Consider the following 12,380-nt stretch of genomic DNA (forward strand, 5'->3'; position numbering starts at 1 on the left):
GAGTCTAGTGAGCACGGCGCCACCGGGCCGACGCGACGTCCCCGTGTGACGGGTGCCGCAGCATGACACGCGCGGACGGGTCCGCGTACGTTGGGCCCATGGACACGCCCACCCTGCACAGACGGCTGCGCCGCGTCTTCGATGCGCGCGTGTTCAACCATGGCGACTACAACGTCGTCTACGGCCAGCCCTCGGGCTCCTCCTCCCCCCTCGTGATCGGCTACCGCCACCAGCCGCTCGAGATGCTGCTGTGCCCGTTCGACCCCACCTCCACCCCGGACGACCACGACCGCCGCGCGCCGGGCGTGGCCGAGGACGATCCGCACGGCCCGGTGACCGAGGCCTCCGCGGACCGCGCCGACGTCGTCGAGGTGGGGCTGGCCAACGTGGCCACCGTGGCGGACACGGGCAGCGGCTATCAGGTGGAGACCGTCACGGGCTTCCGGACGTGGTTCGACGTCCCGGAGCACACGCGGGTGCCGGTGGGCGACCTCACGGAGGACGGCACCGCGGAGCTCGACCAGGCCGAGGACGCCACCGACTTCCACGCCTTCATGACCGCCTTCATGGACGAGCTGGACCGCCTCTACGCGACCCCGGAGACGGACGCGACGGACGTCACGCCCCCCGATTTGCACGGCGTCTGAAACCCCTGGTAGGGTTTCACCTCGTTGCACGGCGCACCGGAGAGATCCGAGAGGCGGTGCGGCACCTGCACCTCTAGCTCAACCGGTAGAGCATCTGACTCTTAATCAGCAGGTTCCGGGTTCGAGTCCCGGGGGGTGCACCCACCGGAGCGAAGGCCCCGTCTCCACGGAGACGGGGCCTTCGTCGTCCCCGCTCCCCGCCCGGGCCCACCGTAGGCTGGGGCCCATGACCGACACGACCCAGCACCGCCTCCAGCCCGGCGACACGGCACCTGCGTTCACCCTCCAGGACCAGGAGGGCCGGCCCGTCTCGCTGCGCGACAGCGCGGGCAAGCACACGATCGTCTACTTCTACCCGGCCGCGTCCACGCCCGGCTGCACCACGCAGGCCTGCGACTTCCGGGACAGCCTCGCCTCCCTCACCGCGGCCGGCTACGTCGTCCTGGGGATCTCCCCCGACCCGATCGGCAAGATCATCCGATTCGCCGAGCAGGAGGGCCTGACGTTCCCCCTGCTCTCGGATGAGGACCACGCGGTGGCCGAGGCCTACGGCGCCTGGGGCGAGAAGAAGAACTACGGGCGGACCTTCGAGGGTCTGATCCGCTCCACGATCGTCGTCGGCCCGGACGGGAAGGTCACCCACGCGCAGTACAACGTGAAGGCGACCGGCCACGTGGCCCGACTGCGCCGCACCCTCGGCCTCGACGAGGCCTGATCCGCGCCCGCCGCACCCGGGCACCGCACGGTAGGATCGGGCCTCGCCCCGTGCGCGGGGTGTGCGCGGGCGTGGCGGAACTGGTAGACGCGCTGGATTTAGGTTCCAGTGTCCTGGACGTGGGGGTTCGAGTCCCCCCGCCCGCACTCCCCGGGCCCGCCCGATCCCGACGTCACCTGCCAGAGGAGGCCGCCATGCAGCCCACTCGCCGCGCCTTCCTCGGCGGGGGCCTGGGCCTGCTCGGCCTGGGCGTGGCCGGCTGCACGACGTCGCCCGCGGCGCCGTCCACCGCCGCCCCGATCTCCTCGGGACCGGGCCGGCTGCTCGTGGTCGGTGCCCCGGCGCGGGCGCTGACGCGGGATCCGGCCCGCGCGCTGGACGTCGAGTCCTTCCGTCTGATCCGCCAGGTCTTCGAGACGCTGCTCGGTGTGGACCCGGACACCGGCGCCCCCACGCCCCGCCTCGCCGAGCGGCACGAGGAGTCCGACGGTGGCCGCCTCCACACGTTCCACCTGGTCTCCGGGGTGGTGTTCGACGACGGCGAGCCGTGCGACGCCGCCGCCGTGGTCGCGAACATCGAGCGGTGGGCCGCCGCACCTGCGCCCGTGGACGGGACCGTCTCCCCGCCCTCCTCGTTCGTCTCGGCCTTCGGCGGATACGCCGGGGACGCGGACTCCGCCTTCGCCGGCGTCGAGGCGCACGGAGAGCTCGAGGTGCGGCTGCGCCTGCACTCCCCGCGCCGTCACCTCGCGGCCGCGCTGGCCTCGCCGGCCTTCGCGATCTCCTCGCCGGCCTCGTGGGACCGCACGGTCGACGTGGACGGCTCCGAGGTCACCACCCCCGCCGGCACCGGCCCCTACCGCTGGGCCGACGCCGCGGAGACCGCCGAGCTCACGCGCGCCCACCCGGGCGCCTCGGGCGCGACGATCCTGGTCCCCAGCGCCCGCCACCGCGGCTCCGATCCGGCGGCGTACCCGGTGGCCGTGCAGGCGTGGGGTCGGGCCTCCGTGCGCCTGCGGGAGCTGCGGCGCGGCACGGCGGACGTGATCGACGTCGTCGCCCCCGGCCAGCTGCGCCCCCTCGTCGAGGCCGGCACCCAGGTGCTGCCCCGGGACCCCCTGGGCGTGCTCTACGTGGGCATGAACCTGGACCACCCGCGCGTGCGCGCGCAGTACCTGCGCCAGGCGATCGCGTACGCGGTGGACCGCCCGCGCATCGCCGGCAGCGACGTCTTCCTCGAGGGCACCCGCCTGGCCCACGACCTCGTCCCCCCGTCCCTCGGCGTCGGCGACGAGGAGGCGCGGCGCTACGACGTCAACCCGGGCCGGGCCCGCGAGTTCCTCCGCCTGGCGGGATACGACGGGGAGCCGTTGGAGTTCCTCTACCCGGCCGGCACGGCCCGCCCCTCCCTGCCCGAGCCGGAGCGGGTCTACGCGATGGTCGCCCACGACCTCGGCGCGGTGGGGATGCACATCGTGCCCGTGCCCGTGCCGGAGGACCAGGACTACCTGCACGCCGTCGTCTCCCGGCCCACCCGAGCCCTGCACCTGATGGGCCGCACCGGCGACTATCGCGACCCGCACGCGTTCCTCGAGCCCTTCGCGCGCTCGGGCCGCGCCGAGACCGGCTACCGCAACCCGCGCGTCGTCGAGGACGTGGACGCGGCGGCGGCCGAGAACGACGACGACGCGCGCCGCGCCCTGTTCCGCCGCGTCGTCCGGGCCATGGCCCTCGACCTGCCGGCGCTGCCGCTGGTCTACCCGATCTCGGCCCTGGCCACCGGCCCACGCGTGGCCTCCTACCCGACGTCGCCGCAGCTGGACGAGCAGTTCTCGCGCGTCAGGCTGACCGAAGGCTGAACGCACCGGTAGTACAGTGGGGGATCACGGCGCCCGGCCCGACCGCCTCTGCTCGGCCTGGTCGCACTGCGCCCACCCGCCGTCGTTCTGCTTCAGGAGTTGACCGTGCCCACCACCTCGTCCACCGCCACCCACGACGTCGTCCTGATCGGCGGCGGCATCATGAGCGCCACCCTGGGCGTGCTGCTGCAGAAGCTCGAGCCCACCTGGTCCATCGCCCTGTACGAGAACCTCGACCAGGCCGGTCTGGAGTCCTCTGACCCGTGGAACAACGCGGGCACCGGCCACGCCGCCCTCTGCGAGCTGAACTACTCGCCCATGGACAAGAACGGCCGGGTGGACGTCACCAAGGCGCTGGGCATCAACGAGCAGTTCTGGATCACCCGCCAGTTCTGGTCCTCCCTGGTGGCGGACGGCACGCTCAAGGACCCCAAGTCCTTCATCAACCCGCTGCCGCACATGTCCTTCGTGTGGGGCGACGACCACGCCGACTACCTCCGCGCCCGCTACGAGGCCATGTCCGCCCAGCCGGTGTTCGCCGGCATGGAGCACAGCGAGGACCCGGAGCAGATCCGCGCCTGGGCCCCACTGCTGATCGAGGGCCGTGAGTCGGGCCAGCGCCTGGCGGCGTCCCGCAACACGGGCGGCACCGATGTGGACTTCGGCTCCCTCACCCGCCAGCTCGTCACGGCCATGGCCGGCGCCGGCGCCGAGGTGCGCTTCGGTCACAAGGTCACCGGACTCACCCGCGGCACGGACGGCCGCTGGGAGGTCAAGGTCAAGAACAAGGCCGCCGGCTCCGAGGTCGTGGACCGCGCCCGCTTCGTCTTCGTCGGTGCCGGCGGCGGCGCCCTGCCCCTGCTGCAGAAGTCCGGCATCCCCGAGATCAAGGGCTTCGGCGGCTTCCCGGTCTCCGGCCAGTTCCTGCGCTGCACGGACGAGTCCGTGGTCAACCAGCACATGGCCAAGGTGTACGGCCAGGCCGCCGTCGGCGCCCCCCCGATGTCCGTGCCCCACCTGGACACCCGGTTCGTCAACGGCAAGCGCTCCCTGCTGTTCGGCCCCTACGCCGGGTTCTCCACGAACTTCCTCAAGACCGGCTCCTACCTGGACCTGCCGCTGTCCGTGCGCCCGCACAACCTCACCACGATGCTGGACGTGGCCAAGGACAACGTGGACCTGACCAAGTACCTCGTGACCGAGGTGCTGAAGTCCCGGGACAAGAAGATCGACGCGCTGCACGAGTTCTACCCGGAGGCCGACGGCGGCGAGTGGGAGCTGATCACCGCGGGCCAGCGCGTGCAGGTGATGAAGCGCAAGGGCCGCTTCGGCGGCGTCCTGCAGTTTGGCACCGAGGTCGTCACCCACGCGGACGGCTCGCTCGGCGGCCTGCTCGGCGCCTCGCCGGGCGCCTCCACCGCGGCCCCCATCATGGTGAAGCTGCTCGAGCACTGCTTCCCCGCGAAGATGGCCGGCTGGGACGGCACGCTCAAGGAGCTCATCCCGTCGCTGGGCCACACGCTCAACGACGACCCGGCGCTGCTGGACGAGGTCCGCACCGTCACGGACGCCGCACTGAAGCTGGCCTGACGCCCCGATGGGAGCGCTCGCACGGTTCTCACTCGGCCGGCGGGCGCTCGTGGCGCTCGTCACCGTGTTCATCGCGGTGTTCGGCGTCCTCTCCGCCGGGCAGCTCAAGCGGGAGCTGATCCCCCCGCTCGAGCTGCCCGTCATCTCCGTCTCGACGCTCTACCCGGGGGCGTCCCCCGAGGTCGTGGACGCGCAGGTGGGCGAACCCCTCGAGACGGCCCTGCAGGCCGTGGAGGGCCTCGAATCCTCGCGGTCCACGTCGCAGTCCGACTTCAACGCGGTCCAGCTGGAGTTCGCCTACGGCACCGACCTGAACCGGGCCCGGTCCCAGGTGGACCGGGTGGTCGCCAACCTGGGGCCGCAGCTGCCGGAGGAGGCGGAGACCTCGTCCTTCGCGGGCTCCGTCTCCGACTTCCCCGTGGTCTTCCTCGCCCTGTCCGGGGACGAGGACCTCAACACCCTGCGCCGCCGCGCCGAGGACGTCCTGGCCCCGCGGCTGCAGAAGATCGACGGCGTCCGCGGCGCCGACGTCCTCGGCGGCACGGACGAGAACGTCTCCGTGGTCCCGGACCCGGCCGCGCTCGCCGCCGCCGGGCTGACCACCTCCGACATCACCGACGCACTCGAGGAGAACACCGGCCTCTTCCCCGTCGGCCAGGTCACCGAGGGCGCGACCACCTATCCCGTCCAGGCGGGCTCCGCCGTCGAGGACCTCGAGGGCCTGCGCGGGATCGTCGTCGCTCCCTCCGGGGACGGCGAACCGCGCACCCTGGACGAGGTCGCCGACGTCTCCCTCGTGGCCGCGGCCCCCACGTCCCTGACCCGCACCAACGGGGTGCCGACGCTGTCCGTCTCCGTGACCGCGACCCCGGACGCCGACCTCGTGGCGGTCTCGCAGGCCGTGCGCGACGCCCTGCCGGAGCTGGCGTCCCTGGTGGGCGGCGGCGCGGACCTGATCGTGGTGTTCGACCAGGCCCCGTTCATCCAGCAGTCCATCGACACGCTGTTCCAGGAGGGCCTGCTGGGCCTGGCGTTCGCCGTGCTGGTGATCGCCGTGTTCCTGCTCTCGGTGCGCTCCACCCTCGTCACCGCCGTGTCCATTCCGCTGTCCCTGCTGGCCGCCCTCATCGGGGTGGCGGCCTTCGGCTACTCCCTCAACACGCTGACGCTCGGGGCGCTGACGATCTCGATCGGCCGGGTCGTGGACGACGCGATCGTGGTGGTGGAGAACATCCGCCGGCACCTCAGCCTGGGCGCCGACCGGCGCACCGCGATCCTGGACGGCACGCGCGAGGTCGCCACCGCGATCACCGCCTCCACCCTGGTCTCCGTGGCCGTGTTCCTGCCCATCGCCTTCGTGGGCGGCCTGGCCGGTGAGCTGTTCCGGCCCTTCGCCGTGACCGCCACGGTCGCCCTGCTGGCCTCCCTCGTCGTCGCCCTGACGATCGTGCCGGTGCTGTGCTGGTGGTTCCTGCGCGCCCCACGGCGCGGGGCCGAGACCGCGGCCGCGCCCGCCGTCGCCGGCGACCGGCCCGTGGCGGCCGGCGGATGGCTCACGCGGGCCTACCGCCCGGTGCTGCGCTGGACGCAGCGGCACACCGTGGTCACACTCGCCGCCGCCCTGGCGCTGCTGGCCGGTACGGCCGCGCTGGTCCCGCTGATCCCCACGAACCTCCTGGGCGACTCGGGACAGAACTCGTTCGTCGTCACGGCGGAGCAGGAGCCGGGGGCGTCGCTGGAGACGACGGCCGCCGCCGCCGAGCGCATCGAGCGGGTGCTGCTGGACACCGACGGCGTCGAGACGGTCCAGTGGACGGCCGGCACCGCCGCCGGTCCGATGGGGGCCTTCGGCGGCTCCTCGGCGGAACGGGCGCGGTTCACGGTGGTGACCGACCCGGATGCGGATCAGGTGGCCCTTCAGGACGGGGTGCGCGCCGAGCTCACGGGTCTCGACGGCGTGGGCGACGTGTCCGTCTCCACGCAGCAGGGGCCGAGCGGCGGCCAGGACATCGAGGTGTCCGTCTCCGCCCCCGACCCGCAGACCCTCACCGCGGCCGCCAGCCAGGTCGCCCAGGCGCTGCAGCCCGTCGAGGGTGCCCGCGAGGTGACGACGCCGGCCTCGGACCTGCGCCCGACGTTCCAGGTGGACGTGGACACCGTCGCCGCCGCCCGGCTCGGCCTGACCGAGGAGGCGGTGGCCGGCCAGGCCGCCGCCGCCCTGCAGGCCGTGCCCGTGGGCGAGGTCCGCTTCGGGTTCGAGAGCTTCGCGGTGCAGCTGGGTGACCCGGAGCCGGTCGAGTCCCTCGACGCCCTGCGCCAGGTGCCTGTGGAGACGGCGGAGGGACCCGTGCCGCTGGCCGACCTCGCCGAGGTCTCGCGCGTGTCCGTGCCCGCCCGGGTGACGTCCTCGAACGGCGAGCGGACCGCCGTCGTCACGGTGACCCCGGACGACGAGGACCTCGGGGCCGTCTCACGCCGGGTCACGCAGGCCGTGGCGGAGCTGGACCTGCCCGAGGGCGTCACCGCGGCCGTGGGCGGCGCGGCGGAGCAGCAGGCGCAGACGTTCCGGGACCTCGGGCTGGCGTTGCTGGCCGCCGTGGCGACCGTGTACGTCGTGCTGGTGGCGACGTTCAACTCGCTGCGCCAGCCGCTCGTGCTGCTCGTGTCGATCCCCTTCGCCGCCACGGGCGTGTTCCTGGCGCTGCTGGCCACCGGCACGCCCCTGGGACTGTCCACGATGATCGGGCTGCTCATGCTGGTGGGCATCGTGGTGACGAACGCGATCGTGCTGATCGACCTGATCAACCAGTACCGACGCGACCGCGGAATGCCCTTGGACGAGGCCATCGAGGTGGGCGCGCTCAACCGCGTGCGCCCGGTGGTGATGACGGCCCTGGCCACCGTCCTGGCCATGACCCCGATGGCCCTGGGCGTCACGGGGCACGCGGGGTTCATCTCCCAGCCCCTCGCGGTGGCCGTGGTGGGCGGCCTGGTCTCCTCCACCCTGCTCACCCTCGTGCTCGTGCCCGTGCTGTACCGGCTCACCGAGGTCCGCGGGGAGCGCCGCCTGCAGGAGGAGCGCCGTGTCGCGGCCGCATGGGAGGCGCAGCGCGTCGCGGCCGAGCGGGCGGCCAAGCAGGAGCGCCGGGCCGAGCAGGGAAGCGCGGCCCCGTCCGAGCTCGACGCCGGACGCCTCGGCCGACTCCGGCAGCGCCTCCGCCGGCGGTGGCGCCGGGCCTGACCGCTCACGCGTGGCGCGGGCCGGGGCGGCGGGGCGCACCCCCGCCGCTCAGGCGCCGTCGTGCACCGCGAGGCTCGAGCCGCGCCGGTCCTTGCGCACCTCGAGGCGCACGCCGATCTCCTGCCTCATCCGTTCGACGTGGGAGACGAGGCCCACGGTCCGGCCACCGGTCCGCAGGGTGTCCACGACGTCCAGGACGTCGTCGAGGGTGTCCGCGTCGAGCGAGCCGAAGCCCTCGTCCACGAAGAGCGTGTCCAGTTCGATGCCGCCGGCTTCGGCCTGCACGGTGTCCGCGAGCCCCAGGGCGAGGGCGAGGGAGGCCATGAAGGTCTCGCCGCCCGAGAGCGTGGCCGGGTGGCGCGTCTCGTCCACGTAGTGGTCCCGGATGACGAGTTCGAGGCCCTTGTTCCCGCGCCCGCCCACGGCGTCGGAGTACTCGATCGAATACCGCTGGTCCGTCATGGCGAGCAGACGCTCGGTGGCCGCGGCGGCGACCTCCTCGAGCCGCCCGGCGAGGACGTAGCTCGTCAGCGGCATCTTGAGCAGGTTCTCCCCGCCGCCGCGGACGAGGTCGAGCAGCCCCCGCACCCGCGTGTGCTCGGCGATGAGCCCGGCGGACCGCTCCAGGACCTCGGTCAGGGCGGCCGACTGGCGGCGCACCGTGGCGACGAGTGAATCGAGTCGCCCGACCGCCGTCGCCCGGGACGAGCTCGCGGCCTCGGCCGCGGCGAGCGCCTCGGCGGCGGCGCGGGTCTGCTCCTCGGTCGGCGGCTCGACGCCCGCCTCGGCGAGGGCGCGGCCCCGGCGGACGGGCTCGCTCGCCTCGAGCTCGGCGAGGCGGGCCCGTTCGGCGTCCCACTCCTGCACGGCGGCCGTGCGCGCGGCGGCCTCCGTCTCCTCGAGGCGGGCCGCGCGCGCCGCGTCGACGTCGTCGAAGCGCTGTTCGGCCAGCGCGGCGGTGAGCGCCTGGCCGGTCTCGTCGGCGACCGCCCGGGCGCGCGCGTCCTCGTCCTGCGCCGCAGCGAGGGCGGCCAGGACCCGGCGTGCGGCGGTGACCTGGTCGCGGCGGGTGTCGAGGGTCTCGGCGTCACCGCGGGCGGCCTCGACGGCGTCCCGCAGCTCGGTCAGCCGGGCGGCACGGTGGGCGGCGGCCTCGGCGAGCCGACCGTCCTCGGCCGCGAGCGCGGCGGCGGTCTCGTCGGCCCCGGCGAGCGTCTTCTCGGCGGCGGTCAGCCGGCGGCGGTCCGCGGCGAGGTCCTTCGCCGCTTGGTCCAGCGCGGCCCGTTCGGCCTCGGCGCGCTCGAGCGCCTCTCGCGCGGCCTCGGGTGCGAGCCCAGCGGCGGCCTCGCGCGCCGTGCGGAGGGTCTGCTCGGCGGCGCGCAGGGCGGTCTCGGCGTCGGTCGCGGCCCGGTCGGCCGCGGTCCGGGCCTGCTCGGCGTCCCGCACGTCCGCCTCGGTCACCGCGGTGTCCGCGGTGGCGGCCGGGGCCGGGTGCTCGGGCGAGCCGCACACGGCGCACGGCTCGCCGGGCACGAGCCGCTCCGCCAGTTCGGAGGCGGCCTGCTCGTACCGGGCACGCAGCAGACCGACGTGCCGTTCGGCGGCCTCGCGTCGCCGCTCCTGTGCCTCCCGGTGGGCCCGGGCCGCGGTCTCGACCTCGACGGCGCGGGCGGCCGCGGCCTCGGCGGCCGTGCGGCGCGCGGCGGCCTCGGACACGGCGCGGTCCACGGCCTCCCGGGCGCCGAGACGCTCGGTGCCGCGTTCGACGGCCGCGCGGTGTGCCGCGACGGCCGCCTCACGCTCGGGGCGGGACTCGACCAGGGCGGCACGGTCGCGGTCGATCTCGGCCCGCCGCTCCGCCGCGGCGGCCGCCTCCTGCTCCAGCTCGCGCATCCGGTCACGGTCCCGAACCGCGCGCGCCACCGCCTCCGCGGCGCGCTCGGCCTCCCCCAGCGCCTGGCGGGAGGCGGGCGTGTCGGCGGCCCCGTCCGCCCGGGCGGCGGCGAGCCACGCCGCCGCGGTCGGCTCGTCCTCGACGTGCGCCAGGGCCTGCGTCACCGCCTCCGACGCGGTGCCGGCGGCGTCCGCCGCCGCGGTGGCCCGCTGCGCGGCGGTGAGCACCCGCCCGGCGCGCTCATGGGCGTCGACGGCGCGGCGCCGCGCGGCGGCGGTCTCAGCCTCGGCGTCGTGGTCGCGTCGACGGCGCCCCCACGCCTCGGCCGCGGCCAGGTCCCGCCCGCGGGTCTCCAGCTCACGCGCCGTCACCCGAGCCTGCTGCTCGGCGGCGCGGGCCGTGGCGAGGCCGGCCCGTGCGTCCTCGTGCGCGCGACCCGCGCGCTCAGCGGCGAGGGCGAGCAGCCGCTCGTCCGTGTCCGGTGACGGCTCCGGCGCATGCCAGTCCGGGCCGAGCGCCTCGTGGAGCGCCTCGGCCAGCTGTGCCCGCGCGGTCCGGGCCACGTCCGCGTCCACGGCCACCGCGGTGTCCAGCCGGGCCGTCTCGACGCGCAGGTGCTCCTCGACGCCGTCGAAGCGCTGCGTGCCGAAGAGCCGCCGCAGCAGGACGCGGCGCTCATCCGACTTCGCGGTGAGGAACTGGGCGAACTGTCCCTGGGGCAGCAGGACCACCTGCATGAACTGCTCGGCGTCCAGGTGCAGGACGGCCGCGATCTGCTGGCCGACCTCGTCCGCCCGGGTGAGCGGCGCCGTCCATTCCCCGTCCACGCGTTCCCGCAGGGAGACCGTGGCCGGCGTGGTGACGGTGGCGCCGCCCGCCGCGCTGCGTCTCCGGCGGGGCCGCTCGTGCTTGGGCGAGCGGACCACCTCGAAGCGCCGGCCCTGCACGGTGAACTCGACCTGCACCTCGGGGATCACCGCGCCGGGCTCGCGCAGCGTGGTCACGAGCGACTCGGCCGACCGTCCGCCCGGCACGGTCCCGTAGAGGGCGAAGCACAGCGCGGCCAGCACCGTGGACTTGCCCGCGCCGGTGGGCCCGTCCAGCAGGAACAGGCCGGACGCGTTGAGCCGGTCGAAGTCGACGTCCTGCGCCTGGGCGTAGGGCCCAAGCCCCTCCAGGCGCATCCGGTGGATCCTCATGCGCGCACCTCCGCCGCGCGGGCGGCCTCGAGGGCCTCCCGCAGCAGGTCCCGCTCGGCCTCGCTGGCCGGCCGCTGCCGGACGTGGTCCACGAAACCGACCGCGAGCGCGTGGTCCGAGGGCGCCTGCCGCAGGACCTGGGCGTAGGTCCGCTCCCGGGCCCGCCTCCCGCCGGCCGGTTCGTGGCGGAAGACGAGCACGGAGGGGAACCGGGTCTTCAGGCGCTCCAGGGCCCGCTCGGGGCGTTCGTCGTCGGTGACGGTGACCTGCACCCAGCACTGCTCCGCCCACGCGAACTCCGGGGACTCCAGCAGGTCCTCGATCGGCCCGGACAGCACCGCCAGGCGCCGCCCGGCGCCCCAGTCCACGGCCTCGACGTCGGTGACGGTCCCGCCCGTGACGTGGACGAGCCAGCCGCCCTTGCGGTGGCCCGCCTCGGCGAAGGAGTACGGCAGCGGAGAGCCGGAGTACCGCACGTGCTCGGCCAGCCGCTGCCGGCCGTGCAGGTGGCCCAGGGCCGCGTAGTCGAGCCCGTCGAACACGGAGACCGGCACCTGCCCCAGCGTGCCCACCAGCATCTCGGGCGGGGCGTCCGGCTCGACGTGCTCCCCCTCGCCGATGTCCCGTTCGGACTCGGAGCCGTGGCCCCCGGCCGCGAACAGGTGGGCCAGCACGACGCCGGCCACCGGCTCCGGCGCCTCGGCGCGGCGGGCGGCCAGATCGGCGTGGACACGGCGGACCGCCTCCGTCAGCACGGCCGTGTGGTGGGGCGCCACGCCCCAGGCAGGTCCCTGGTGACGCGGTTCGAGGTAGGGGATGCCGTAGACGGCCACGGTCTGGCCTGCGCCGCCGTCGATCCCGGGCTCGGTGAGCAGCACCGGGCGGTCCAGGTCCGCGGCGTCCGCGCGCACGTGCACGCCCGCGGCCGCCAGGAGTCCGCCGCCGAAGCCGAGGCGCACCGCCGAGTCGTGGTTGCCGCTCGTGAGCACCACCTGGGCGCCGGCCGCGTGCAGCCGGGAGAGCGTCCGGTCCAGCAGCCGGACGGCGTCCGTCGGCGGCAGCGCGCGGTCGTACACGTCCCCTGCCAGCAGGACGGCGTCCACGCCGCGCTCCGTCACGGTCGCGACCAGGGCGTCCAGGACCTCCTCCTGGGCCTCGAGCAGCCCGGTGCCGTGGAACGACCGGCCCAGATGCCAGTCCGAGGTGTGCAGCAGGATCATGCGGCCCACTCTAGG

Annotated in this window: 7 protein-coding genes and 2 tRNA genes; 7 read left to right on the forward strand and 2 right to left on the reverse strand. The window is 74.9% G+C overall.

The window, feature by feature from the left end:
• Positions 1-98 precede the first annotated feature (98 nt).
• The 7 genes from ACFI33_RS01875 to ACFI33_RS01905 all read left to right on the forward strand — a co-directional run bounded on the left by ACFI33_RS01875 (position 99) and on the right by ACFI33_RS01905 (position 8,052).
• On the forward strand, positions 99-647 hold the full coding sequence (locus ACFI33_RS01875; protein WP_036312973.1) for a hypothetical protein: 549 nt from the start codon (positions 99-101) through the stop codon (positions 645-647).
• 67 nt (positions 648-714) lie between these two features.
• Positions 715-787 (forward strand) — tRNA-Lys (locus ACFI33_RS01880).
• Positions 788-873: 86 nt separating this feature from the next.
• Positions 874-1,362 (forward strand): thioredoxin-dependent thiol peroxidase, encoded by a 489-nt coding sequence (gene bcp / locus ACFI33_RS01885; RefSeq protein WP_010078986.1) that lies wholly within the window; start codon positions 874-876, stop codon positions 1,360-1,362.
• A gap of 65 nt (positions 1,363-1,427) precedes the next feature.
• Positions 1,428-1,508, forward strand: a tRNA-Leu gene (locus ACFI33_RS01890).
• A 48-nt stretch (positions 1,509-1,556) separates the two neighbouring features.
• Entirely contained in the window at positions 1,557-3,221 is a 1,665-nt protein-coding gene (locus ACFI33_RS01895) for an ABC transporter substrate-binding protein (RefSeq protein WP_462623694.1), read from the forward strand.
• A 99-nt stretch (positions 3,222-3,320) separates the two neighbouring features.
• The gene (locus ACFI33_RS01900) at positions 3,321-4,811 is read left to right on the forward strand and encodes a malate:quinone oxidoreductase (protein ID WP_462623695.1); all 1,491 of its coding nucleotides are present in this window, start codon (positions 3,321-3,323) and stop codon (positions 4,809-4,811) included.
• A gap of 7 nt (positions 4,812-4,818) precedes the next feature.
• Positions 4,819-8,052, forward strand: a complete 3,234-nt coding sequence (locus ACFI33_RS01905; RefSeq protein ID WP_462623696.1) for an efflux RND transporter permease subunit — start codon at positions 4,819-4,821, stop codon at positions 8,050-8,052.
• A gap of 48 nt (positions 8,053-8,100) precedes the next feature.
• Here ACFI33_RS01905 and ACFI33_RS01910 read toward each other — a convergent pair whose 3' ends face one another.
• Together ACFI33_RS01910 and ACFI33_RS01915 are read right to left on the reverse strand one after the other, a co-directional pair.
• Positions 8,101-11,145 carry an AAA family ATPase gene (locus tag ACFI33_RS01910; protein ID WP_396830627.1) on the reverse strand — a complete coding sequence of 1,015 codons (3,045 nt, stop codon included), beginning with the start codon at positions 11,143-11,145 and terminating at the stop codon, positions 8,101-8,103.
• Positions 11,142-12,365 carry an exonuclease SbcCD subunit D gene (locus ACFI33_RS01915; protein WP_462623697.1) on the reverse strand — a complete coding sequence of 408 codons (1,224 nt, stop codon included), beginning with the start codon at positions 12,363-12,365 and terminating at the stop codon, positions 11,142-11,144. Before ACFI33_RS01915 ends, ACFI33_RS01910 begins: the two co-directional genes overlap by 4 nt.
• Positions 12,366-12,380 lie beyond the last annotated feature (15 nt).

Source organism: Micrococcus sp. PSi08, assembly GCF_054960655.1.

Excerpts from the sequence above, each read along its gene's own strand:
- ACFI33_RS01875 (WP_036312973.1), top strand. The coding sequence starts at position 99 with ATGGACACGCCCACCCTGCACAGACGGCTGCGCCGCGTCTTCGATGCG.
- bcp (WP_010078986.1), top strand. The coding sequence starts at position 874 with ATGACCGACACGACCCAGCACCGCCTCCAGCCCGGCGACACGGCACCT.
- ACFI33_RS01895 (WP_462623694.1), top strand. The coding sequence starts at position 1,557 with ATGCAGCCCACTCGCCGCGCCTTCCTCGGCGGGGGCCTGGGCCTGCTC.
- ACFI33_RS01905 (WP_462623696.1), top strand. The coding sequence starts at position 4,819 with ATGGGAGCGCTCGCACGGTTCTCACTCGGCCGGCGGGCGCTCGTGGCG.
- ACFI33_RS01910 (WP_396830627.1), bottom strand. The coding sequence starts at position 11,145 with ATGAGGATCCACCGGATGCGCCTGGAGGGGCTTGGGCCCTACGCCCAG.
- ACFI33_RS01915 (WP_462623697.1), bottom strand. The coding sequence starts at position 12,365 with ATGATCCTGCTGCACACCTCGGACTGGCATCTGGGCCGGTCGTTCCAC.